Here is a 23,437-nt window from a genome sequence, read left to right as displayed (position 1 = left end):
CGGTGCCCGCATGCTGCGCATTTGCTCAAAACTGCCTCTTTTGCTTGCGTTGGTTCTGCCGCTGTCGGCAGTCAACGCCGAAGACACCGTCGAGCCGAGCGGCTATACGCCGGTGGCCGGTGAAAGCTTTTTCCTGTTGGCCGACAGTAGTTTCGCCAGCGATGAACAGGCGGTGGTACGCCTCGAAGCGCCGGGTCGTGACTATCGCCGGTTCCGCATGGAGCCTTACGGCGGTGCGGACATTCGGGTGTATCGCATCGACAAGCCGCTGGATTTCCTCAAGCGCCAGAAGAACCTGCACCGTGTGGTCAGCGACGGCCAGTTCAAGGGCGAAGGCCTGTCGAACACCCTCGCGTATCTGTGGGACAACTGGTACCGCAAATCCCGTCGGGTGATGCAGCGGGCGTTTTCCTACGAGTCGCGTAAACAAGTCACCGAGGAAGTGCCGGAACTGAAGATGGGCACCGCCATCGCCGCGCCAACGCCCTACGACGCACAGCCGCAATTCGCGTTGATTCCGGGTCTGCCGGTGGTCAGCCAATTCCGTTATCCGCTATGGCAAGCCAAACCGATCCAGCCGCCTGAAGGCGTGAAACTGGTTGGTTCTTCCAGTGAGTTCGTCAGCGTCTCGCCGGGCAACGTTTATATCCCGTTGGGCAACCTGAAACCGGGCCTGTACCTGGTGGAAGCGCTGATCGGCAAGTACCGCGCGACCACCATGGTGTTCGTCTCCAACACCGTGGCCGTGAGCAAGATTGCCGGTGATGAATTGCTGGTGTGGGCCGCGCGCAAACACGAAGGCAGTTCGGTGCCGAAGGTTAATGTGTTGTGGACCGATGGCCTGGGTGTGATGAGCAGTGGCGCTACCGATGCCGATGGTTTGCTGCGCTTGAAACACGTCAGCCCGGAGCGTTCGTTCGTGATCGGCGAGGACGAAGAGGGCGGGGTATTCGTCTCCGAGAACTTCTACTACGACAGCGAAATCTACGACACCAAACTCTATGCGTTCACCGATCGGCCGCTGTATCGACCGGGCGATTGGGTGTCGCTGAAAATCGTCGGCCGCGAGTTCAAGAATGCCCGGGATTCCGTGGCACCGACCGCTGCCGACGTCAACGTCACCGTACTCGACGCTACCGGCACAGCGCTGCAATCGTTGGCGCTGAAGCTCGATTCCAAGGCCGGCACCCAGGGCCGTTTCCAGTTGCCGGACAATGCGGTGGCGGGTGGTTATGAGCTGCGTTTCAGCTACAAGGATCAGGCCTACAGCAGCGCCTTCCGCGTGGCTGAGTACATCAAGCCGCACTTCGAGATCTCCCTGAACCTGGCCAAGCAAGATTACCGCACCGGCGAACCGGTCAAGGGCAGTCTGGTGTTGTTGTACCCGGACGGTAAACCAGTGGCCGACGCCAAGGTGAGCCTGAGCCTGCGCGCCCAGCAGTTGTCGATGGTCGATAACGAACTGCAATACCTGGGGCAATTCCCGGTGGAGCTGACCAGCGCCGAACTGACCACCGACGCCAAGGGCAACGCGACGCTTGACCTGCCCGCCGCCGAGAAACCGAGCCGCTATATGCTCACCGTGTTCGCCAGCGATGGCGCGGCGTATCGGGTCAAGACCACCAAGGAAATCCTCATCGACCGTGGTGCCGCCAGTTTCCGCCTGAGCGCGCCGCAACGGTTCAGCGCGGTGGGCGGCAAGGTTGCCTTCAGCTATGCCAACGAAGGTGGCAGCGAGCAAAGCAAAGCAGTCAACCCGAGCAGCTACAGCTGGGTGCGACTCGAAGATCAGACCACTGGCGAAGGAAAACTCGCCGCCAAGGACAAAGGCTTCAGCCTGGCCTTCGACCGTCCGGGCACTTACAACCTGACGCTGAAAGATGATCATGGCCGCGTGCTTGGCGCGACCGGTCATTCGGTCACGGGTGATGGCGTCAAAGCCGTGCCCGGCACCGTGGAAATCGTCCTCGACAAACCCGAATACAAGGCCGGCGACGAAGCCCTCGCGTTGATCACTTTCCCCGAGCCGGTCAGCGATGCGTTGTTGTCGCTCGAGCGCGACAAGGTCGAGGCCACGGCGTTGCTGTCCAAGGGCGCCGACTGGCTGAAGATGGAAAAACTCAGCGACACCCAATACCGCGCGCGCATCGCGGTGAAGGACAACTTCGCGCCGAACCTGACGTTCTCCGTGCTCTATACCAAGGGCGGCCAATACAGCTTCCAGAACGCCGGTATCAAGGTGGTCGCGCCACAGATCGATGTGGCGATCACTACCGACAAAGAGGCGTATCAGCCCGGCGATACCGTGTCCGTGGACCTCACCACCCTGTTCGCCGGCAAGCCGATTCCGGCGCACCTGACGGTCAGCGTGGTCGACGAAATGATCTACGCGCTGCAGCCGGAAGTGGCGCCGACCATCGACCAGTTTTTCTATCACCCGCGCCGCAACAACGTGCGCACCAGCGCCAGTTTGTCGTTCATCAGCTACGACGTGGCACTGCCGGGCAGCCCGGGCGCGCCGGGTAAAGCCAACCGCAGCGAGCGTGGGGTGAAAGTGTTGGAGCGGCCGCGTCGTGAAGACGTCGACACCGCCGCGTGGCAGCCGGAATTGATCACCGATGCCAACGGCAAGACCCGCTTCACCTTCAAGATGCCGGACTCCTTGACCCGCTGGCGCATCACCGCCCGCGCCATCGCCGATGACGGTCAGGTCGGGCAGAAGAAGCAATTCGTGCGCTCGGAAAAACCGCTGTACCTGAAGTGGAGTGGCCCGACCAAATTCCGTAACGGCGACAAACCGGATCTTGGCGTATTCGCTTTCAGTCAGGCCGAGAAACCGGTCAAGGCCGAGCTGGTGATTCATTACGCGGGTGCCGAGCAACGTGTGCCGGTCACACTGAACAACGGCGTCAACTACGTCCCATTGCCAGCATTCACATTGGCCAATGGCGATTGGACCGCCGAGCTGGTGCAGGATGGCAAAACCGCTGACGCCTTGGCCGTACGCCTGACCGCGACTGGCGAAGGCTGGCAGGTGACCCAGAGCCAAAGCCTGGACGCGCTCAGCGGCGACACGCCGTTGACTTTGCCGGCGGACGCCACGGATATTCGCCTGCGTCTGGATGACAGCCCGCAAGCGGTGTTCCGTTCGGCCCTCGACGATCTTCTGAGCTATCCATATGGCGGCGTCGAACAAACCGCCAGCCGTCTGCTGCCGCTGAGCATCGCCTATCCAACGCTGTCGTCGAATCCGCAGATTCGTGATCGCTTGCGTTTGATCATGCAGAACAGCCGCCTGCGGCTGGTGCAAATGGCCGGGCCGTCGGCCTGCTTCACTTGGTGGGGCTTTGACGGCGAGCCGGATGCGTTCCTCACCGCTTACGCCTATTACGCCGACTGGCACGCCAGCAAAGTGCTGGAACTGAGCCTGCCGCCGGAGCACTGGCAGCGGGTGCTGGAGGTGTACGCGAAACAGGCGCAGAACACGCCGTTGTTGCAGCGGGCGTTGATTCTGTCGTTTGCCAAACAGATGCAATTGCCGGTGAACACGCTGCTCAGCGGTTTGATCGACGACCTGGTGAAAGCCGGCGAAGGCAATGCCGCGAGCGTGATGGACGATGGCGCAGAGAGCCTGGTCATGAACGATCCGGATTCGGCCTTGGGGCTGGCCAGTGCTCGGGTGTTGACCGCGTCTTTGGCGCGTCAGGCCAAGGTCAATCTGCCGCCGGCGTTCAGCCGTCAGGTGGACGCTGCGCAACAACAAGTGGCCGCCAGCGCTCAACCGTTTGTCGAAGCCTTGAACCTGTCGCTGCAAGCTTTCGATCAGGCGCATGCACAAGCGTTGTTGCAACGCCTGTTGCCGCAGCAATCGACCCTGGAACGCGCGTTGGCGCTGACCTGGTTGCAACGCAGCATCGAGCAGGCCTCTCCGACCATCGCACTGGCACCGGGTGAAGGCTGGAAGAAACGTTACAGTGATACCGGTGAGATGTATTGGACGTGGCAGGGCTCTTCTCCAGTGCCGGCGGCATTGTCGCTGAGCGGAACGCAAGAGCGCCCGCTACGCGCCATGTTGAGCTTCCAGACCAAGCAACCGGCAATCGATCCGATGGCGGTGACCATCACCCGTCGCCTGTCGCGTCTGGTGCCGGGTGACGAGGCGTTCGAATTCAAACTCGAAGCGGTCGGCACCAAGCCGTTGTCCAGCGACAGCCTGTACCTGGACGAAGTGATTATCACCAGCAAAGCCGCGAAACCGCTGCGCTACGGCATGCTCGAAGTGCCGCTGCCACCGGGTGCGGACGTCGAGCGCACCACGTGGGGCATCAAGCTGATGGGCAAGGCCGGCACCGAGCCGACCGCGCTGGAGAAAGCCCGTTTCGAGCCGGGGCAAATGGCCTATGCGGTGCCAGTGGATGCGCTGAGCGGTGAGTTGCGCCTGCGTCATCTGGTGCGCTTCTCGCAAAAAGGCCAGTTCAACCTGCCGCCGGTGCGTTTCACGCAGGTCTACGCGCCACAGCATCAGGCTCAGGAACAGAAACCGGCACTCGGTCAGGTCACGGTCAACTGACATGACCCGGTGTCTGGTCTGGTGGTTGCTGTGTTTGATTCCTGCGCTGGCGACAGCGCAGGACGAGCCGTTGCGCCTGGGCTTCAAGGGCGAATTGCTTGCGTTGAGCCAGACTCAGGTGATCTCGCGTGAGCCATTGCCTGATGACTTGCAGACGCCGTTGGGCAGCTTGTGGAAGCTGTTTGTCTACGGCTGGCTGGTGGACACCGGCGCGCGTGAGCCGGCTTATGAGTGTCGCGGGCAATCGAAGGAAGAAGTTTATTGCTGCACGGCGGGCGGCAAGGTCGGGCGCGATCAGGCGTTGGTGAAGTCTTGCGGCTTGTACTTTGAGCCTGCGCGCCTGGGCATTGCCGGCGCACAGTGGCGCGAGTATTGGCAGGCCAGACAAGCGCCGAAATGGTTGCTGGATTTGCGGTCGTTGCAACCGCAGACCCGGGTTTCGGTGGCGGAGTTGTTGAAGGTGTTGGCCGTGATGCCGGCGCAGGATCAGGCGCGAAGGGTGTTGCTCGATGTGGTGCTCAATGCCGCGGATGGCAATGTTTTGGGTGAACTCGGCGGTCGGTTGCGGGTGAAAACCTGGAGCTGGCTGGGGGATCAGGATCCTTCGTCGCGCCAAGGCGGATTCGCGGGCTGGACGTTAGACGGCACGCCGATCTGGGCCGGTGGGCGTGGCACCAGCCAAATGGTGTTGCGCCATTATGGTCAGTCGCTGGCGACGGTGCTGCCCTCGTCGTGGCCAGCCGAGGCAGGGAAGTGCGTTGAGGTCGGTCTGTTCGCGCGTTATCCACTGAAACGCGTGCTGTCGGGGGATCGCGTTGTAGCGCCCGGCCCTTTGCAAGGCGACTACCGCGTCGAGTTCGCCAACGGCAATCAACTCGATATCCACAGCGAGGGCGAGTTGTTCTTGCTCAAAGACAAACTCGTCGCGCGCCTCGATCGTGAAGAGTACGTCGCCCGCGTTCTGCAGCGCGAAGCCAGGCCCGAGCCCGTCGAAGCGGCCAAAGCCCTGGCCATCGCGATCCGCACCTACCTGCTGCAAAACGCCACTCGCAACGGCGACTGCTTGAGCATCGACGACAGCAGCAGTCGACAACGCGTTGCACCACGTCCGGCCGTCACTGAGTCGCGCAACATCGCCGCGTGGACCAGTGATCTGGTTCTCGCCGGCACCGCCGTCACCTATCACTCCGACCAACCGGGGCCGGACAAACTCTCCTGGCAGCAAGCCGTCGAACAAGCCAATGCCGGCCAACGCTACGACGCCATACTGCTGCACGCCTACCCGCGCGCCAGCCTCAGTCGCTGGGACAACCCGGTCGCCTCCTGCGAAGCGCTACCCGCCGCGCAAGACTGGCTGCAAAACCAGCGCCGCGGCTGGCGCCAACGACTCGAAAGCGAAGTCGGCTACAACGAAGTCAGCACCTTTGCGGTCTGCCGCCTGGCCTTTGGTCGTCCGTTTGTCGACCGCGAACGTCAGCGCATCTACGTGCGCGGCGTGCTGTCGTTGCAAGACCGCCTCGACCTGACCCACGAATACCTGCACCTGGCCTTCGAAGCACACCCTAACGGCCAGGATGAAACCTACATCGAAGGGCTCGCCCGTCACCTCTTGCTGGAATAGGCCATGAAACTCCGTTATCCACAGATCTTGCTGTTGCTTTGCGCTTTTTGCGTACTGCCAGCGACATTTGCCGCCGTCGAACTTGATACGCCCATTGGCGGCTGGCGTACCGGCGCCCCTGAAGGCGAAGGCGAAAGCTTTCATCAGACGGTCAATTACCCGGCTTCGTCGGTTAACACCCCGGTGGGCCAGGCCAACACGGCGCGCATTACCGGCCAGATCCAATCCACCCCCAAGAGCAATGAACCCGGCAAGCTGATCGTCAACGGCGTCAGCATGCCACTGAAGATCGATCCGGCCGGTCGCTTCGACCGCCCATTCTCATTCCCCAAAGGCAGCAACAGCGTTGAAGTCCGCAGCCCCGATGGCCAACAACGCCACCGCACGCAGTTCCTCAATGCCAACGGCGGCGCCACCCCAGCCAAATTGCGCGTGCTGCTGGCCTGGGACAGCGACGGCACGGATCTGGACTTGCACCTCGTCACCCCCGATGGCGCACACATCTGGTACGGCGACCGTGTCGCGCCCAATGGTGCGGCGCTGGATGTGGACGTGACCACCGGCTACGGCCCGGAAATCTTCGCCATGCCCGCGCCGATCAAGGGGCAATACCTGGTGTATGTGAACTACTACGGTGGCGGGTATCGCAGTGATGACGAAGGGCAGGAGGATGCGGTTCAGCCGCTGACCACCGCGCAAGTGACGGTGATTACGGAGGAGGGGACGCCTGATGAAAAAATGGAAACGTTCCTGGTGCCGATGCGGGCGGTGGGGGAGTTGACGTTGGTTAAGGGGTTTAGTTATCCGTGAGGGGAAATAGTCGCAGCAGTGCTGAGACTATTTAAATTGGGCAGCAAACTGCTGCCCAATTGTCTGAGGAGGTGGGCAGAATTGGTCAGGCTGCTGACCAATTTCGCAATCATTCTTCGTCGAAATAATTCCGATCCAGTGCTGGAATCTTAAGCAAGCGCGACGTTACTCCCACTTCATGATCCATCATCAGATTCACCAAGCGGGTTCCATCCACTAGCACGATACCTTCTATTGATTTAGCAAAGTCGATGGCGTGCGCAGTGAAACCGGACGTCGTGATAAAGATTCCCCGTTTGGCTTTTTGTCCGGCGAGTGCACCTTAGAAGACTTGTAGCTCCGGTCGACACGATGGTGTTCTGCCAACGCTTAGCCTGAACGTACACCTTCTCTAGACCTAATTTGTCGAGAGAAATGATGCCGTCGATCCCTGCATACCCGGAGCCATCCACAGAAGATCATCTCAATTGGTGCCGTGCCCAGGCTATAGCAATAACTTCGAATCGATTTGAAGTGACCTACACAGGTTTGCGGTCAGTTGGCGGCGGTGGCTTTGTGCAATTCCCATCTCGCCTGTTTGAGACAGTCGTCAGGGCTAGCGGTGGCTGAGCTGATGTCGGCTTTCTATAGGCCGATTATCCAACGGCGCATTTGTGAAACCAATTGCCAAATGCCCCGCACATCTTCAGATAGCGGTGCTGCATTTTGTTGCATGAGCTTTATGCACTGGATGCAGACGGGGGCTGAGTGAGTTTAAGTCTTTCGTCTGATAAGCCGAGCAGTGCTGTCTTGAATGCGCTAGATTTAAATTCTGGCACTTTGCCACTCAGTTCGGCCGTGTGGAACGTGATGTCGGCATCAGTAGGACAGGACAAGCGGACGAAGAACCGCTGAAGGAGGAGGACCGTATGGATTACAACCTGCCTAGATGGAGCAAACGTGGAAGGGGAGATTGAATGCCCTCTACAACCCATCGCTCCTCCACTGAGGTACCTGAAGCCAGCACTGATTCTATCAGTGAGCAGGAGCTGCAATCCTTGGCTGCTGACTCCGAAGCTCTAAATGGCTTGGAGATCGAAAATCTATGGCAGTACGACGAGCTTCGATTCGAAGAACCAGTGATCGTAAAGCTTGCACCCAACGATGCGTTGCCTGCATTGCCAGTTAGAAGGACGCTGTCCCTTCCCAAACCGCGCGGCGTCGATGTCAAAAAGACTGAAAGCAAGTCTTTAAAAATCACAGTGCGGTCTTCAATCTCGCCAAAAGTCAGGGCCGATGAATTCCCCGTTGTTCAACATCCACCAATTCAGCAGGAATTACTCCGGCCGGTCGAACTTTGCGTACCCATAGCGTCAGTCGAGGAAATCGAAGAGAACGTGCTTGATGACTTTTTCGAAGATGCGGAATTGGACAGTATCTACTCTCACGAGAGTCTCGAATGGTTCGATGACTCGGGTATTGATAGTCCGGTACAGGTTGATGTCGAAGGAATTGATGACGAGTACGCGGCCTATGCCTTTGACCCTGAAGAGTTTTATGAGCTTCGGGATGACGACGAAGTTCTTCCTCTCTCCAGTGAAAAAATTAGCTGGGAAGATCGCGCTTTCCAGAAAGCCACGGACCTGATCTATAAAAGTGGTTGGCCGTTATCGGCACACGCAATGGTGCACCAAATTTTCATCATCAATGGTTGGAGTGCGACTCGGCTTGCTTTGGAGCGGGAAATCAGTAAAGGCATGACACCCGACGAGCTGATTTTGGCGGCGCATATAAAAGCACTATGGGCCGAAAATGATCACTACTGGATAGCCTTTGATAAAAACGGCAGCAGTAATTTGTCGCAGTACATCCTGTCTTGGCCTTCGGCAATTTTGATTGTGCGCACTTTTGAAGCATTGCCCCAAGTGGAGGAACTGGAGCAGTTCATCGATTCGCAATTCGAGTACTGGTACGAAAGCGCTCACTTGCGTCAAGTGTTTCGCTCGTTCAATCGATTCCTGTGGTATCGAATGTCTAATCTGCGCGGTTGTCTACCCGCCAATATGCCCTTCAGCTTTGGTAATCCAAGAGATCTCCCGGTAGAGGAGTACAGCGACCTCGGATTGGACGATACGCTGGATGTCGAACGTGAGGGCGATTTAAGGGCATATGGTCTAATACGCAACAGACATCCATTGGAGCCTTATTGCTACTTCAGCGACTTACCCGCAAAAGCCGAAGACGATCAGATAGTAGTTACGGTGGACGCTGATAAGGCGATACGGCCCCAGGCGGAGGAAACCGTAGGTCTCACACCTTCTGACCCCGCATTCGAACCTCGCAAAGACCCGACTGACTTACAGGAACATCTCCAACTCTTTTCTATTGAACCACTGAAGGAAAATCCTAATGGCTGAGCACACACTGATACCTGTCATCGGTTGTTGGGTCAGCCAGCAATTGCCTAGCGGAAATGGCGATAGGAAGGGCATAGTCAAGAGGATTTTGCCAGCGGATACTGGCGCAGAGCTTGAAGTGAACTGGCTAATTCCAGAACGTTTCACCAGTTGTGTCGCTGCGAGTAAAGTTAAATCTGGTTTCACAAATGGCATGGATGTGGAGGATGTCACACCAGGTGCTGGTGTTTCCTCTCTCGGCATTGGTGGCGTGATGCAACAGCGTGTGCTCGCCAGCAGTGAGCAAGTACTTGTGGACTTTGCAGAAAGTGGAGAGCGGCATTGGTTGCCCTATCAGAATTTGCGCCAAGTCCGTCGGGCAAAGTTACGATTTCTTAATGCCCAGAAAGCTGAACCTGTGGATGCGGAACGTCTACGCCTTCGGCTTTTAGCCCACGCCATAGAAACTTGGAACGAAAATACTGGGGCGCTCTCTCATCTCGACATTGACCCTCTACCCCACCAGATTCATCTGGTGCATCACATACTCGCCTCCGGTAACTACAACTGGCTGATTGCTGATGACGTGGGCTTAGGTAAAACCATCGAAACAGGTATGTTGCTGCATGCTTTAAACCAGCGAGGTACTGCGAAAAGAGTGCTTCTAATCACCCCCGCTGGGCTGACGCGACAATGGCAAGAAGAATTATGTCGGTTCGATTTGGATGATTTTCAGATTTATGGCGAAGACTTCAATATTCATGAAATACGCCATTGGAAAATGCATGATCGCGTGATTGGCTCACTCGACCGCTTTAAACAGGAAGGTCACCTCGAAAGCCTGATGCAGGCCGACGAATGGGATTTGATTATCTTCGATGAAGGACACCGCCTCAGCCGAAGACAATACGGTCTAAAACTAACCAGTTCGGACCGTTATGATCTGGCCGCTGCACTTCGTAGCAAGACAAAGCATCTATTGTTGCTTAGTGCAACGCCGCACCAAGGTTTGCACGACAAGTTCATCGCACTATTGGAGTTGCTGCGACCCGAACGTCATCAAGAATTGATGACGCTCAGCCTTAAACCGGAAATCCTTCACGACATGATCTATCGGAATCACAAGGCCGATGTGACTGACGCCGAAGGCAACTTTATTTTTCAGGGAAAAATCACGCGCGCCATGAGGGTGCCTGCAAGCGCACATTCGTCGGCATTTGATGAGACTCTTCAGAATTACCTGCGACGTGGCTATGCGGCTAGTGCGGCTCAGGGCCGAAAAGGCAACCCGATCGGCTTCGTGATGACCGTTTACAGAAAGCTCGCGGCCTCAAGTTCGGCAGCTATCCACAACGCGTTACGCAATCGCCTTGCACGTCTGGTGAACGAGCGCAATGAAGTATTCACAGCACAAGAACCAACAGATGAGAGGTTTTTCGGCGAGTGGGAAGAGCAATTGAGCACGGACGTCAAGGAGTTCTTTAATGGAGAGATCCATTTGCTGGAAACTTTGATCGAAGAAGCTGCGGATCTCAAGGACAATGATTTGAAGTTGCAGCTATTTGTTGACGACGTGATTGGCAAGGTTCAACAGAATCATCCCGGCGAAAAGGTGTTGATATTTACGGAGTACCGTACTACTCAGCAGTATCTGCGTGAAGCCCTAAACAGCCGTTTCGGTGATACGGCAGTGGAACTTATTAACGGCTCCATGAAACACTCGGAGCGTCGCGAAGCGATTGCACGGTTTGAGGATAGGGGGCTGTTTTTGATCTCCACTGAAGCTGGCGGTGAAGGTATCAACCTGCAGCGACATTGCCATATTATGGTCAATTATGATTTGCCTTGGAATCCCATGAGACTTGTTCAGCGCATCGGTCGACTGTATCGCTATGGGCAAAGACTAAAGGTCTTAGTGTTTAACATCCATCAAACAGACACCTTGGATCAGCAGATTATCGATCTTATGTACGAGCGCATCGACAGCGTGGTCGATGACATGGCGCAGGTACAGAAGTATGAATTTAATGAAGGGCTCAAGGACGAAATCCTTGGCGAGGTTGCGGAACTTATTGACGTTGAAGACATTTTGCTGGCTGCCACTCAGGAGGGTATTGACCGAACTCGTGAGCGGATAGATGAAGCATTGCGGCAGGCCCAGTCTGCAGCGGAAAAACAACGGGAGCTGTTTGCTCATGCCGCTAGCGGCAACCCAGCAGAGTTGCGTCATGAGTTAGTCGTTACTCAAGATCATCTGCAAAGTTTTGTGCTAGGGATGTTTAATCAGGTGGGGATTGAGGTCATTGAGCAGATTCTCAAAGACCAGCTGATACGTATTCGTATACCGGAAGCAGCGAGGTCAAAAATTGGGATGTCGCTTAAGTCCTCCCTGCGATTGGATGTAACTGTCAATCGCGAGTTGGCGGCGAGCCGCTCAGGTGTTCAGCTGCTTGATCTAAACTCGCCATTGATGAAGTACTTATTGCGGGAAGCCCTGAGTTACGACTTTGGTGGCCACATTGCGGCCTTTGAATACCCAAGCCTCGGTATCGGCGCGGTGTTTGGTGCGATGCTTCGTTGGCAGAGTCAGCAAGGCAAGCGCATGCGCCAGGAGTTTGTGATGAGTCATGTTGGAAACGGCCAAACCTTGCTGAATCCGGAAGCTGTGAGCCGCTGGCTGCTTGAGCCCGCTATAGGCTTGGAATTTCAAAGTACGCCAGAGCAAAGCAAGGTGCTATTTGCGTGCGTTGAGAGCTCAATCAATCAGCGGCTTGAGTCGGTTTCCAGTCGCTATCTCATGCCAGAAAGCCTTCAATGGATAGCTGCAAGCTGGGTCGTTTAGTGAGCCAGCGGAAGCAAGTAACCGAGTCAACAACGAGCGAACAAGATATTGACGCTGTGGGTTTTTGTACTACAGAACGCTCCTGTGTAACTTATTTTTCCGTCTGTTTTCCATGACACCGTTTCATGCCGAAACACTTCGTAATTTTTATTGTTTCGAGTTGAGGAGTACTAAAAAGGGGCGTCACCTACTAAGCAGGAGCGCCTTCACGTGAATGACCTCAGCGCTACTGCGCCGTCCGTTGGTGCAAATTTTAACGAAATCACGCAACTGATCATCACTGCCCGGCAGCGAGCGATGCAGGCAGTCAATACCGAGTTGATTGAACTGCATTGGCAGGTCGGGGCTTATATCAGCCGGAAGATCGAAGCTGCGGAGTGGGGGGATGGAGTGGTCGCTCAACTGGCTACACACCTCGCTCGTACTCAGCCGGGATTGCGTGGTTTTACCCGACCGAACCTTTTCCGTATGCGCCAGTTTTACGAGGCATATAGGCACGATACAAAAGTCTCAGCACTGCTGAGACAATTACCCTGGACCCAAAATCTGATCATCCTCAACCAGAGCAAACGCCCGGAAGAGCGTGAGTTTTACCTGCGCATGGCGATTCAGGAGAAGTGGTCGAGCCGGGAGCTCGAGCGCCAGTTCAAAGCTGCGCTGTTTGAGCGTAGCGTCATCAATCCCGTAAAAATCTCACCACTGGTGAGACAAATGCATCCTGAGGCCATGAGTGTGTTCAAGGACACTTACATGGTCGAGTTTCTCGACTTGGCGCACGGCCATGTCGAGGCTGATTTACATGGCGGGTTGTTGCGCAGGCTCAAGGATTTTCTGATCGAGCTGGGCCGAGACTTTTGTTTCGTCGGTTCGCAGTATCCATTGCAGGTTGGCGGTCGTGATTTTGCATTAGACCTGCTGTTCTTCCATCGTGGGCTCAATTGCCTGGTGGCGATTGAGCTCAAGGTCGGACGCTTCGAGCCAGAATACCTTGGAAAACTGGACTTCTACCTTGAGGCTTTGGATCGCAATGTTCGCAAACCCCATGAAAACCCGGCGTTTGGGGTCTTGCTGTGCGCCAGTAAAGATGACGAAGTCGTCGAGTACGCCCTGAACCGTTCACTATCACCCGCATTGATCGCGGAGTATCAGACTCAGCTGCCGGACAAAAAACTGTTGCAGGCCAAGTTGCATGAGTTTTATGCGTTGAATGCTGACGAGTAAGCCAACGATTACGCAAACTGCCGGACTAGCGCCGCGCCGGCAGCCTCACTCCCGCCCCGCCACCACAAATAAAATCAATAAACGCCCGAAGTTTCGGTGTGAGGTACCGGCTCGACGGCCACACCACCTGTATGTTCAACGTGCGCTGCACCTGATCGGGCAATATCGACACCAGTTCACCGGCGTCCAGCGCCTCGCGCACCGCGAATTCGGGGACGCAGGCGATGCCCAGTCCTTGTCTGGCCATGTGGATCAGCATTTCCAGATTGTTGCAGACCATCGTTGCCGGCACTTTCAACTCGGTGCCTTCGGCAAGCCCCGACAATGGCCATTTTTCCAGTTTGCCCGTGGAGGGCAGCTTGTAGTGCAGGCAATGATGGTCTTGCAGTTGCTCGACACGCTGCGGATAGCCGTTGCTCGCAAAGTAGCTCGGGGCGCCGACGAGATAGAAGCCAAAGCTGTCGAGTTTCCTGGCCATCAGCCGGGAGTCGTGCAGTTGACCGGTGCGCACCACGGCGTCGAAGCCTTCCTCGACCACATCCACCAGCCGATCGGTGAAGTCCAGCTCCAGCTGTATCTCCGGATAACGCTGCATGAACCGCGACAGTTGCATGAACAGTACGTTGCCGAGCAGCGGCAGGCTGATGCGTAGTTTGCCGCGTGGTGTCTCGCTGGAGCTGGAGAGTTCCTGCTCCGCCGCTTCCAGCTCGTTGAGCACTCTGCGGCAGCGCTCCAGAAACAACGAGCCTTCGCTGGTCAGGTTGATGCTGCGGGTATTGCGGTGGAACAGGCGCACGCCGAGTTTCTCTTCCATGCGCGCAATGCTCTTGCCCACAGCTGAGGAGGAGATGCCGAGCAAGCGGCCGGCCCCTACAAAACTGCGGCTTTCGGCGACCTGCACGAACACCGTGATGCCATTGAGCTTATCCAACCCTCACTCCTTTGATTGCGGACAAAAAGGTCCGTGGACCTCGGAAGTGTAACCTCTGTTTCCCCGTAACGGCCGGCTCTACCATCGCCACATTCAGGTCATTCTTCCAGCCATTTCGGGGTCAGACATGTCAGTCAACGAACCGCTTCGCCCATTACAATCGCTTCGCTCGTTCGAACCCGTCGAGCTAGGTTCACGGGTCGACGCCGTGCTCGATCAGACGCTGCACGACCAACGCCTGGTCGGTGCCGTGGTGCTGGTGGCTCACCGGGGCAAGCTTATCTATAACCGAGCGGCCGGCCTGGCCGACCGTGAAGCGCAATTGCCGATGCGCGAAGATGCCTTGTTTCTGCTGTCTTCGGTCTCCAAGCCAATCACTTCGGTGGCGGCGCTGGTACTGGTCGCCAAAGGTAAAATCAGACTGGACGATGACATCAGCCAGTGGTTGCCCTACTTCAAACCAACCCTGGGTGACGGCCAACCCGCGACCATCACCGTGCGCCAGTTACTGAGTCATACCGCCGGTTTGACGTATGGTTTTCTGGAAAGCGATCAAGGCGGCCCTTATCGCTATGCCGGGGTGTCCGACGGTCTGGATCGTAGCGACATTTCGCTGGAAGAAAACCTGCGCCGTCTGAGCCAAGCCCCCTTGCTGTACAAGCCCGGCAGCGGTTGGGGCTATTCGATCGCCACCGATGTGCTGGGCGCACTGATCGCCGCGGTCAACGGCACGTCCCTCGCCGAAGCGATTGACGAGTTGATTGCCCAACCACTGACGTGGCGCGATACCAGCTTCAGTGTTTCCGAGGTCGGTCGTCTCAGTCTTGCGTACCTGAACGGTCTGCCACAGCCACGGCGCATGAATGAGCTGGAAGTGATTCCGGTGTTCGAAGGGACTGCCGGCATCCGGCTGCAACCGGCCCGGGCACTGGACCCACAGGCCTATAACTCCGGCGGTTCCGGCCTGGTCGGCACCGCGGGTGAGTTTCTTCAGTTGCTCGAAACCTTGCGCAAGGGCGGCGAGCCATTACTGCCCAAGGCACTGGTCGATGAAATGGGCAGCAACCAGACCGGCGAACGGGAGCTGGACAACTGGCCCGGCCGAGGCTTCGGTCTGGGTTTCACGGTACTCAAGGACCCGGCAGCGGCACAAACCGCCGAGTCGGCCGGCAGCTGGCGACTGGGCGGCGCCTATGGGCATTCGTGGTTCGTCGACCCGGCAGAGCAACTGACCGTGGTCGCCTTCACCAACACGGCCTTCGAAGGCATGTTCGGGCAATTCACCGTGGATCTTTGCAACGCTGTCTACGGGCTGGAGTCTGAGTCATGAAAATGCTCCATCCGATTTACTTCCTGGCGCTGGGGCTGTTCGGCGTTTACACCATCGAATTCGGTGTGGTCGGGATTCTTCCGGTGATCATCGAACGCTTTTCGATCAGTGCATCGCAGGCGGGCCAGCTGGTGGGGCTGTTTGCGCTGATCATTGCGGTATTCGGCCCGATCATGGTGTTGCTGTTGTCGCGCTTCAACCGCAAGAAGGTGCTCACGATTGCCCTGTTCGTTTTCGCCGGGACCAGCGTGCTGTCGGCCTATGCGCCCAACTTTGAATCGCTGATGGTGCTGCGCGTCATCCCGGCGTTGTTCCACCCCGTGTATTTTTCCCTGGCATTCGTCGCGGCTACTTCGCTTTACCCGCCAGGGGAATCGACCCGCGCCGCCGCCAAGGCTTTTGTCGGCACCAGCATGGGCATGGTGTTGGGCGTGCCGCTGACGACACTCATCGCGGCACAGTTCTCCTACGAAGCCTCGTTTCTATTCTGCGCCGTGGTCAACTGCATTGCGGGCCTGGGGATCATTGCCAGGCTGCCGGACGCTCCGGGCAAACTGGCCATTTCCTATAAAGAGCAGTTGGCCATCCTGCGTAAATTCCCGCTGTGGCTGAACATCACTGCTTCGACCCTGATCTTCGCCGCGATGTTTTCCGTGTACAGCTACTCGGCCGAGTACCTGGCCAAAGAAGCTGGCATGAGCGCGCAACTGATCAGTATTCTGCTGGTGGTCTTCGGCATCGGTGGCGTCGCCGGCAATCTGTATGCCGGTAAACTGATCGGTCAGAACATGGTCAGGACGACGATTTTGCATCCGATCCTGCTGGCCGCTTCTTATGGGTTGCTGTACCTGTTCGCTGGCCCGTCGCTGATGACCATGCTGGTGATCGTGGTGATCTGGGGCGCAACCCATACCAGCGGGTTGATCGTCACGCAAATCTGGCTGACGTCCGAAGCGCCGCAAGCGCCGGAGTTCGCCACCGGCATCTACATCTCGTTCATCAACCTGGGCGTGACCATTGGTTCTACCACCGGTGGCTGGTTCCTGGCGCGGATGGGATTGCAGGGCACCCTCTACACTGGTTTGCTGTTTGCGGCGCTGGCCGTGTTGGTCATCGTGGTAAAAGTTCTGTTTTTCAGTGCGGTACCGCGCAAGGGGGGCATGCAAATCGTCGCAGACTGAGTTGTACGATGCGCGATAGCCGGGATTATTCCGGGCATTAAAAAGCCGGCTTGTGGCCGGCTTCTCGGGGACTGGCTTGGTTTATTTTTGGTAAACCGCGCCAGCCTTCAAAACGTACACCCGGATCTTGCGTCCGGCTGTGGGACTTGGCGAGAAAGTGATCTGCCTTGTCGGTGCGATCTGAGCCTTGGAAAGGGTCGATGCGCAAATGTGGGGCGCAGCATACTGATTTTTTTGAGGAATTCCCAGCTTGGCGTGTGGGGTAGAGCTTTGCGCTGAGGCTACAGGGCTTCGTATTTACAGGAACGGTACGGACGGTCTGCGTTTGTTGAGCGTGGACCACCAGAACACCCACCCCAATACCCTGATGTTCTGCTTGTCGATCTGCTCGGCGTTGAAGATCTCATCCGGATACTCGGCACGATTGTGGCTGCGCAACCGCAGCGCATTTCCCGGCATTCGGTGCAGGTATTTGATCCGCAACATCCCGTCATGTTCGATCGCATAGATCTCGCCATCGATAATCTGCGTAAGCCCGCGATCAATGGCGAGGGTAGAACCGTCTTCAATCTTCTCCGCCATGCTGTTACCGATCATATGGGTGCAGATGGCATTGGCATGTTTGATTTCCAGGGAGTCGAGGTGGCTGTGGGGCAGGCGGATGGATTGACCCTTGTCCTCGACGACGTGGGTTTTATTGGAGCCTGGGGCGGTGGTGGTTTCTTTGAAGAAGGGCAGTTCGACGTCGATGGGCTCGATCACCGTGTAGATGCCACGGATGGCCTGGGCGTCGAAGGTGTTGCCGGACTCGTCGAGCACACGCAGGCGCGAGGACTCTTTCGGGCCTTCGCCGGTTTTCAGCCAGTCACTGTTTACAGACAGAAGTCGGGAGACTTCTTCCATGCGATAAGCGGGCACACCACGGGTGTACCAGTTATGGATGTTTTGCGCTTCCGTGTCGAAGAAAGCGGCAAATCCTGTCGTTGTAATGTTGGCTGCTTCGAGGAGCGCTCTGAACCGTGGGCCGCTAGTGTTCTTTTTCATAAACACGAGTCTACGGGCGCAGGATGGGGGTTTGAATAAACGACCCGTTCAAATTTCGAGGGAAATTTAAGACCGGATGTAAGACGCTTTTCGTAAAAAATAAACAGGCAAACACCCAGGCCGAAATGCTCAAAACTCATTGTTAAAAGCGTTCCAGGCAGGCACAAAAAACCCCGGATCAACCGGGGTTTTCCTTGAAGCGTGAGGCTAGAAACTAACCGTTGCTTCTCAGCCTTTGTAGGCGGCAACCGACTTGGTGATCGCGGCGCGGGCAGCGTCTGCGCTGTCCCAGCCTTCGATTTTCACCCATTTGCCTTTTTCGAGGTCTTTGTAGTTCGCGAAGAAGTGCTCGATCTGCTGGATCAGCAGGGCTGGCAGGTCGGTGTATTCCTTCACGTCCACGTACAGCTGGGACAGCTTGTCGTGTGGGACTGCGATGACTTTGGCATCGCCGCCGCCGTCGTCGGTCATGTTCAGGATGCCGACTGGACGCGCGCGGATCACCGAACCTGGAGCAACCGGGTAAGGGGTCACGACCAGCACGTCGAGGGGATCACCGTCGTCAGCCAGGGTGTTCGGGATGTAACCGTAGTTGGCCGGGTAGAACATTGGGGTGGCCATGAAACGGTCAACGAACAGGCAATCGCTGTCTTTGTCGATTTCGTATTTGATCGGCGCGTGGTTGGCCGGGATCTCGATCGCGACGTAGATGTCGTTCGGCAGGTCTTTGCCAGCCGGAATCTTGCTGTAGCTCATTGGGCGGTGCCCCCGTTAGTTGACCAAAAACACTTGGCCGGATTGACCAAAAAGTGGCGGCGATTATAGGCATATTCCGCCACCGTTGCTATGTGCCAGAGGTCGTGTAGACCTTAGTCGTGAGCTTGATAGACCGGATCATTGGCCTGAAGTTGCCTAAGCCTTGCCAAGGGATCCTGCCGGTAAAACAGCCTCAACTGCTCGTAGACCTGTGGATAAGCCTCGTGCAGCAAATCCGGGGCGCTGAAGAAGTATTCGCTGGTGACCGCGAAGAACTCGGCGGGGTTTTCCGCCGCGTACGGGTCGATGGCGGTTTCAGCGTCCGGGTTGCGCTCCAGTTGCCGGTCGAGGTCGTCGTAGGCTTCCTGCATGACCTTGGCCCAGTCGCTGACGCGCATGTCGGCGTGCAGCGGTGGCAGGCCATTGGCGTTGCCGTTGAGCATGTCGAGCTTGTGTGCGAGTTCGTGGATCACCAGGTTGTAGCCTTCCCAGCCACCGCTGGCCATCACGCCGGGCCAGGCGAGGATGATCGGGCCTTGCTGCCAGGCTTCGCCGCTGTGTTCGCCGTCCCATTCGTGTTCGACACCACTGGCATCGCGATGGCGCTGGGGGCTGAGGAAATCGTCGGGGTAGAGGATGACTTCGTGAAAGCCCTGATACCAGTTCAGATCACCCAAATGCATGAGCGGTAATTGGGCCTGGGCGGCGAGCAGCAGGCGCTGCTCCTGGTGGAGTTCGACGCCGGGCAGGGCGCTCAGGTGTTTGTCTTGCAGGAACAGCACGCTGGCTTCGCGCAGCCACTGGTCTTCGGCCGCGCTGATGCCGTCGAGGAAGCTCAGGTGATGGCGCACCCGTTGCCACATGTCGTCGGCAATCGGATGCCTGGCCAGGGTGCGCCGGCGTCGCCAGGCGCTAAGGGACCACATTGTCAGTCAGCGGGGTTCGGCTTTGGACGCGGCATTAGCGAGACGGCTGCGGATCACGCCAATGATCATCGGTAGCAGCGACACCAGGATGATACCCACCACCAGCAGCGACAGGTTTTTCTTGATGAACGGTACGTTGCCGAAGAAGTAACCGAGGGTTACCAGGCCACCCACCCAGAGGATGGTGCCGAAAACGCTGAAGGCAAAGAAACGCGGGTAAGGCATTTTGCCAACGCCGGCGACGAACGGGGCAAAGGTACGGATGATTGGCATGAAACGCGCCAGGGTCACGGTTTTGCCGCCATGTTTGTCGTAGAAATCGTGGGTTTGTTGCAGGTAATCGCGGCGGAAGATTTTCGAGTTCGGGTTACTGAACAGCCGTTCGCCGACGGTGCGGCCGATCACGTAGTTGGTGCTGTCGCCGAGGATCGCCGCCAGCATCAGCAGGCCGCCCAGCAGTACCGGATCCATGCCGCCACCGGCCGCCACGGCGCCCGCGATGAACAACAGGGAATCGCCCGGCAGGAACGGCATCACCACCAGCCCGGTTTCGCAGAAGATCACCATGAACAGGATGGCGTAGATCCATGCTCCGTAGTTGTTCACCAGCATCTCGAGGTAAACATCGAGATGCAGAATAACGTCGATCGGGTTGAAATCCATGGAAAGCACCTGTGGTGATGGCCCGACTCAGCAGGCCTGTGCGGATAGCTTCGCGTAAGACTACAGCGGGGTGTGATTTTTCTTACGAGTCGTGAGGTGTGGGCATTATACGGGGTGAAAAGTGAAAAACGCGTCGAGTTTGTAGCGAGGAATGTCGATGTGTTACAGGGTTTTTCGGAAAAGATCGCAGCCTTCAGTAGCGCCTACAGGTTCGAGGTCGCCCCGGTCAATGTAGAGCTGCCGAAGGCTGCGATCTTTTTGGTGACCTTAAAGTCCGTCACTGATAGGCAACACGTAGTTCTTGAACTCAGTGTCTTCCCTGAACCCGATGGATTCGTAGGTTTTCTGCGCGACTTCGTTGTTGCTGCTGGTGGAAACGCGCATGCGCACGGCATTGGTTTCCTTGGCCATTTTCTTCGCGGTGCGGATCAGGTTGTCGGCCACTAACTGGCGGCGGGCGTCTTCGGCGACGTAGATGTCGTTGAGGATCCATACGCGTTTGAGCGAAAGAGACGAGAAGCTCGGGTACAACTGACAGAAACCCAACAGTTTGTTGTTGTCGTCATCGGCCAGGGCTAGGTAGATCACCGACTCTTTGCGCCGCAGGCGCTTTTCGAGGAACGCTCGGGACGAGTCCGGATACGGCAGGGAACCGTAAAACTCGCGATATTTGACGAACAACGGGGTCAGCAGGTCCAGGTGTTCGAGGGTCGCTTGAATAATCCGCATGGTAGGTCTCGTCTTCAAGTGGCTGTCTTACATGGTGACGGCGATAGGAAACCCTTGGCGGCCGTGCATCGATCCTGCCTTAAACCAGAATAGAAACGCAATGCGGAAACGGTTCAGGCATCCGACGGGCTGAGTAGGAAATTACCTTTCAAGTCTGCTCCTGTGTCCGACTCCAGCGTCTGAACCTGGGCTTCGTCCTTCAGACTGACCCCCGATAACTGCCGCCGACAGGCTTCGCGCATCAAATACAGCAAACGGTGTGCCGCCATGCCGTAACTCAAGCCTTCGAGCCGGACGTTCGAGATGCAGTTGCGGTAGGCATCCGTCAGTCCGACCTTGGGATTATAGGTGAAGTACAGCCCCAGGCTGTCTGGCGAGCTTAATCCAGGACGTTCGCCGATCAGTATGACCACCATTTTCGCACCCAGCAGCTCGCCAATCTCGTCAGCCACCGCAACCCGGCCTTGTTCCACCAGAATAACCGGCGACAGGGACCAGCCTTCGATAGCCGTCTGTTCTTCCATGCGTGCCAGAAACGGCAAGGTGTGGCGATGAACGGCCAGTGCCGAGAGACCATCGGCCACCACCACGGCCAGATCCACCCCGCCTGGATGGGCTCGCGAGTAATCACGCAGAGTCTGCGCTGACTCATCACTCAACTTGCGCCCCAAATCGGGGCGCTGCAGATAGCTGTTCCGATCCGTGGCGGCACTGTGCAGCAGCAAACTCTCACGCCCACGCTCGGTCAGTTGCGAACTGAGCGCCGAGTGATCGAAAGGCAGGTGCACCGCATCCCGGGCCTGGGCATGGGCGTACTGGAAATCCAGTTGCGCGCTGGTCGGCATACTGGTACCGGTGCGACCCAGCGCAATGCGCGCCGGGGTCAGGCGACGCAGTTCCAGCAACGGATTTTGCGGATCGACGGGGGGCTTATCCATATAAACACTCATCCCAGTTGCGCCAATGCCTGGCGGAACGCCAGTGGCAGGCTGTTGCCGAAGTGAATTTTGCCGTCCGCCTGGGTGAAGATGCCCATGTTCGCCAGCCACTGTTCAAACTCCGGCGCCGGTTTCAGGCCCAGGGTTTGCCGGGCGTAGAGGGCGTCGTGGAACGAGGTGGTCTGATAGTTGAGCATGATGTCGTCGGAGCCGGGGATGCCCATGATGAAGTTGATCCCGGCCACGCCCAGCAAGGTCAGCAGAGTGTCCATGTCGTCCTGGTCGGCTTCGGCATGGTTGGTGTAACAGATATCGCAGCCCATGGGTACGCCCAGCAGCTTGCCGCAGAAGTGGTCTTCGAGGCCGGCGCGGATGATCTGTTTACCGTTATAGAGGTATTCCGGGCCGATGAAGCCTACGACGGTGTTCACCAGAAACGGTTTGAAATGCCGTGCCACGGCGTAGGCGCGGGTTTCACAGGTCTGTTGATCGATGCCGTGGTGGGCGTTGGCCGACAAGGCACTGCCTTGGCCGGTCTCGAAATACATCAGGTTTTGGCCCAATGTGCCGCGATTCAGGCTCAAGCCCGCGTCGTAGCCTTCCTGTAAAACGTTGAGGTTGATACCGAAACTGGCGTTGGCCGCTTCGGTGCCGGCAATTGACTGGAACACCAGGTCCAGCGGAACCCCGCGATTGACCGCCTCGATGGAGGTGGTGACGTGGGTCAGCACGCAGGCCTGTGTCGGAATGTCGTAGCGCTGGATGATCGCGTCGAGCATTTCCAGAATGGCGCAGATCGAAGCGATGCTGTCGGTGGCCGGGTTGATGCCGATCATCGCGTCACCGTTGCCGTACAGCAGGCCGTCGAGAATGCTGGCGGCGATGCCGGCCGGTTCGTCGGTGGGGTGATTGGGTTGCAGGCGTGTCGAGAGCCGGCCACGCAGGCCCAGAGTGCCGCGGAACTTGGTGACCACGCGGATTTTCTGCGCCACCAGCACCAGATCCTGCACGCGCATGATCTTCGACACGGCGGCGACCATTTCCGGGGTCAGGCCGGGGGCGAGGGCGCGCAGGCTTTGTTCATCGGCGGCTTCGCTGAGCAGCCAGTCGCGGAAACCGCCGACGGTGAGGTGGCTGACCGCTTTAAAAGCCTGTTTGTCGTGAGTGTCGATGATCAGTCGGGTGACCTCATCGGCCTCGTAAGGAATCAGCACTTCCTCCAGGAAGTGGGCCAGCGGGGTGTCGGCCAGGGCCATCTGCGCGGCCACCCGCTCGCCATCGTTGAGGGCGGCAACGCCGGCCAGAAAGTCCCCGGAGCGCGCCGGGCTGGCTTTGGCCATGACGTCCTTGAGGCTGTTGAAGCGGTAGGTCTGGGCGCCGACGGTATGGGCAAATACGGCCATGGGGCGGTGTCCTCCTGATTCAATGAATCTCTCAAATGCATCGCCGAACCCCTGTGGGACGGCGGTGCACTTCAATATGGCAGGCGCCGGGAATCAG

18 protein-coding genes are annotated in these 23,437 nt (G+C 57.5%); 8 read left to right on the top strand and 10 right to left on the bottom strand.

Annotation, left to right across the window (positions count from 1 at the left end; genetic code table 11):
* Positions 1 to 10 precede the first annotated feature (10 nt).
* The 3 genes from ACEN9A_RS26425 to ACEN9A_RS26415 are packed head-to-tail and all read left to right on the top strand — an operon-like array spanning position 11 to position 7,001.
* Positions 11 to 4,570 (top strand): alpha-2-macroglobulin family protein, encoded by a 4,560-nt coding sequence (locus ACEN9A_RS26425; protein WP_408981096.1) that lies wholly within the window; start codon positions 11 to 13, stop codon positions 4,568 to 4,570.
* Position 4,571: 1 nt separating this feature from the next.
* Positions 4,572 to 6,191 (top strand): DUF2300 domain-containing protein, encoded by a 1,620-nt coding sequence (locus ACEN9A_RS26420; RefSeq protein ID WP_258671267.1) that lies wholly within the window; start codon positions 4,572 to 4,574, stop codon positions 6,189 to 6,191.
* Positions 6,192 to 6,194: 3 nt separating this feature from the next.
* Positions 6,195 to 7,001, top strand: a complete 807-nt coding sequence (locus ACEN9A_RS26415; RefSeq protein ID WP_258671266.1) for a YfaP family protein — start codon at positions 6,195 to 6,197, stop codon at positions 6,999 to 7,001.
* A 109-nt stretch (positions 7,002 to 7,110) separates the two neighbouring features.
* Here ACEN9A_RS26415 and ACEN9A_RS26410 read toward each other — a convergent pair whose 3' ends face one another.
* Positions 7,111 to 7,284: a restriction endonuclease gene (locus ACEN9A_RS26410; protein WP_309475246.1), complete on the bottom strand. Its 174-nt coding sequence runs from the start codon at positions 7,282 to 7,284 to the stop codon at positions 7,111 to 7,113.
* Positions 7,241 to 7,453 (bottom strand): restriction endonuclease, encoded by a 213-nt coding sequence (locus ACEN9A_RS26405; protein WP_309475221.1) that lies wholly within the window; start codon positions 7,451 to 7,453, stop codon positions 7,241 to 7,243. Before ACEN9A_RS26405 ends, ACEN9A_RS26410 begins: the two co-directional genes overlap by 44 nt.
* Before the next feature lie 504 nt (positions 7,454 to 7,957).
* Here ACEN9A_RS26405 and ACEN9A_RS26400 point away from each other — a divergent pair.
* From ACEN9A_RS26400 to ACEN9A_RS26390, 3 genes are all read left to right on the top strand, one after another.
* The gene (locus tag ACEN9A_RS26400) at positions 7,958 to 9,397 is read left to right on the top strand and encodes a hypothetical protein (RefSeq protein ID WP_413387400.1); all 1,440 of its coding nucleotides are present in this window, start codon (positions 7,958 to 7,960) and stop codon (positions 9,395 to 9,397) included.
* Positions 9,390 to 12,218, top strand: a complete 2,829-nt coding sequence (locus tag ACEN9A_RS26395; protein WP_258671264.1) for a DEAD/DEAH box helicase — start codon at positions 9,390 to 9,392, stop codon at positions 12,216 to 12,218. The genes ACEN9A_RS26400 and ACEN9A_RS26395 overlap by 8 nt, the downstream gene beginning before the upstream one ends.
* 210 nt (positions 12,219 to 12,428) lie before the next feature.
* Entirely contained in the window at positions 12,429 to 13,439 is a 1,011-nt protein-coding gene (locus ACEN9A_RS26390; protein WP_258671263.1) for a PDDEXK nuclease domain-containing protein, read from the top strand.
* Positions 13,440 to 13,464: 25 nt separating this feature from the next.
* Here the strand turns inward: ACEN9A_RS26390 and ACEN9A_RS26385 are convergent, their stop codons facing one another.
* Positions 13,465 to 14,370, bottom strand: a complete 906-nt coding sequence (locus ACEN9A_RS26385) for a LysR family transcriptional regulator (RefSeq protein ID WP_258671262.1) — start codon at positions 14,368 to 14,370, stop codon at positions 13,465 to 13,467.
* Positions 14,371 to 14,497: 127 nt separating this feature from the next.
* Between ACEN9A_RS26385 and ACEN9A_RS26380 the strand changes: the two genes are divergently transcribed.
* Both ACEN9A_RS26380 and ACEN9A_RS26375 read left to right on the top strand, forming a co-directional pair.
* Positions 14,498 to 15,700 (top strand): serine hydrolase domain-containing protein, encoded by a 1,203-nt coding sequence (locus ACEN9A_RS26380; RefSeq protein WP_258671261.1) that lies wholly within the window; start codon positions 14,498 to 14,500, stop codon positions 15,698 to 15,700.
* Positions 15,697 to 16,881 (top strand): MFS transporter, encoded by a 1,185-nt coding sequence (locus tag ACEN9A_RS26375; protein ID WP_258671260.1) that lies wholly within the window; start codon positions 15,697 to 15,699, stop codon positions 16,879 to 16,881. Before ACEN9A_RS26380 ends, ACEN9A_RS26375 begins: the two co-directional genes overlap by 4 nt.
* Before the next feature lie 297 nt (positions 16,882 to 17,178).
* Here the strand turns inward: ACEN9A_RS26375 and ACEN9A_RS26370 are convergent, their stop codons facing one another.
* The 7 genes from ACEN9A_RS26370 to ACEN9A_RS26340 form a co-directional block, all read right to left on the bottom strand.
* The gene (locus tag ACEN9A_RS26370) at positions 17,179 to 17,925 is read right to left on the bottom strand and encodes a S24 family peptidase (RefSeq protein ID WP_026345994.1); all 747 of its coding nucleotides are present in this window, start codon (positions 17,923 to 17,925) and stop codon (positions 17,179 to 17,181) included.
* A gap of 228 nt (positions 17,926 to 18,153) precedes the next feature.
* Positions 18,154 to 18,681 (bottom strand): inorganic diphosphatase, encoded by a 528-nt coding sequence (gene ppa, locus ACEN9A_RS26365; protein WP_258671259.1) that lies wholly within the window; start codon positions 18,679 to 18,681, stop codon positions 18,154 to 18,156.
* A gap of 113 nt (positions 18,682 to 18,794) precedes the next feature.
* On the bottom strand, positions 18,795 to 19,607 hold the full coding sequence (locus ACEN9A_RS26360) for a M90 family metallopeptidase (protein WP_019650876.1): 813 nt from the start codon (positions 19,605 to 19,607) through the stop codon (positions 18,795 to 18,797).
* 6 nt (positions 19,608 to 19,613) lie between these two features.
* Complete coding sequence (locus tag ACEN9A_RS26355; RefSeq protein ID WP_019650877.1) at positions 19,614 to 20,270, bottom strand: DedA family protein; 657 nt, start codon at positions 20,268 to 20,270, stop codon at positions 19,614 to 19,616.
* Between the two features lie 267 nt (positions 20,271 to 20,537).
* Positions 20,538 to 20,999: a GNAT family N-acetyltransferase gene (locus tag ACEN9A_RS26350; RefSeq protein ID WP_007933573.1), complete on the bottom strand. Its 462-nt coding sequence runs from the start codon at positions 20,997 to 20,999 to the stop codon at positions 20,538 to 20,540.
* A 113-nt stretch (positions 21,000 to 21,112) separates the two neighbouring features.
* Positions 21,113 to 21,937, bottom strand: a complete 825-nt coding sequence (gene eutC, locus ACEN9A_RS26345) for an ethanolamine ammonia-lyase subunit EutC (protein ID WP_258671258.1) — start codon at positions 21,935 to 21,937, stop codon at positions 21,113 to 21,115.
* A gap of 8 nt (positions 21,938 to 21,945) precedes the next feature.
* Positions 21,946 to 23,340, bottom strand: coding sequence for an ethanolamine ammonia-lyase subunit EutB (locus tag ACEN9A_RS26340; protein ID WP_258671257.1), 1,395 nt, complete (start codon positions 23,338 to 23,340; stop codon positions 21,946 to 21,948).
* Between the last annotated feature and the right edge of the window lie 97 nt (positions 23,341 to 23,437).

The sequence above is a fragment of the Pseudomonas sp. Pseusp18 genome (assembly GCF_059506005.1).
This window is presented reverse-complemented; position numbering and strand designations above follow the sequence as displayed.

Excerpts from the sequence above, each read along its gene's own strand:
- ACEN9A_RS26425 (WP_408981096.1), top strand. The coding sequence starts at position 11 with ATGCTGCGCATTTGCTCAAAACTGCCTCTTTTGCTTGCGTTGGTTCTG.
- ACEN9A_RS26420 (WP_258671267.1), top strand. The coding sequence starts at position 4,572 with ATGACCCGGTGTCTGGTCTGGTGGTTGCTGTGTTTGATTCCTGCGCTG.
- ACEN9A_RS26415 (WP_258671266.1), top strand. The coding sequence starts at position 6,195 with ATGAAACTCCGTTATCCACAGATCTTGCTGTTGCTTTGCGCTTTTTGC.
- ACEN9A_RS26400 (WP_413387400.1), top strand. The coding sequence starts at position 7,958 with ATGCCCTCTACAACCCATCGCTCCTCCACTGAGGTACCTGAAGCCAGC.
- ACEN9A_RS26395 (WP_258671264.1), top strand. The coding sequence starts at position 9,390 with ATGGCTGAGCACACACTGATACCTGTCATCGGTTGTTGGGTCAGCCAG.
- ACEN9A_RS26380 (WP_258671261.1), top strand. The coding sequence starts at position 14,498 with ATGTCAGTCAACGAACCGCTTCGCCCATTACAATCGCTTCGCTCGTTC.
- ACEN9A_RS26375 (WP_258671260.1), top strand. The coding sequence starts at position 15,697 with ATGAAAATGCTCCATCCGATTTACTTCCTGGCGCTGGGGCTGTTCGGC.
- ACEN9A_RS26370 (WP_026345994.1), bottom strand. The coding sequence starts at position 17,925 with ATGAAAAAGAACACTAGCGGCCCACGGTTCAGAGCGCTCCTCGAAGCA.
- ppa (WP_258671259.1), bottom strand. The coding sequence starts at position 18,681 with ATGAGCTACAGCAAGATTCCGGCTGGCAAAGACCTGCCGAACGACATC.
- ACEN9A_RS26360 (WP_019650876.1), bottom strand. The coding sequence starts at position 19,607 with ATGTGGTCCCTTAGCGCCTGGCGACGCCGGCGCACCCTGGCCAGGCAT.
- ACEN9A_RS26355 (WP_019650877.1), bottom strand. The coding sequence starts at position 20,270 with ATGGATTTCAACCCGATCGACGTTATTCTGCATCTCGATGTTTACCTC.
- ACEN9A_RS26350 (WP_007933573.1), bottom strand. The coding sequence starts at position 20,999 with ATGCGGATTATTCAAGCGACCCTCGAACACCTGGACCTGCTGACCCCG.
- eutC (WP_258671258.1), bottom strand. The coding sequence starts at position 21,937 with ATGGATAAGCCCCCCGTCGATCCGCAAAATCCGTTGCTGGAACTGCGT.
- ACEN9A_RS26340 (WP_258671257.1), bottom strand. The coding sequence starts at position 23,340 with ATGGCCGTATTTGCCCATACCGTCGGCGCCCAGACCTACCGCTTCAAC.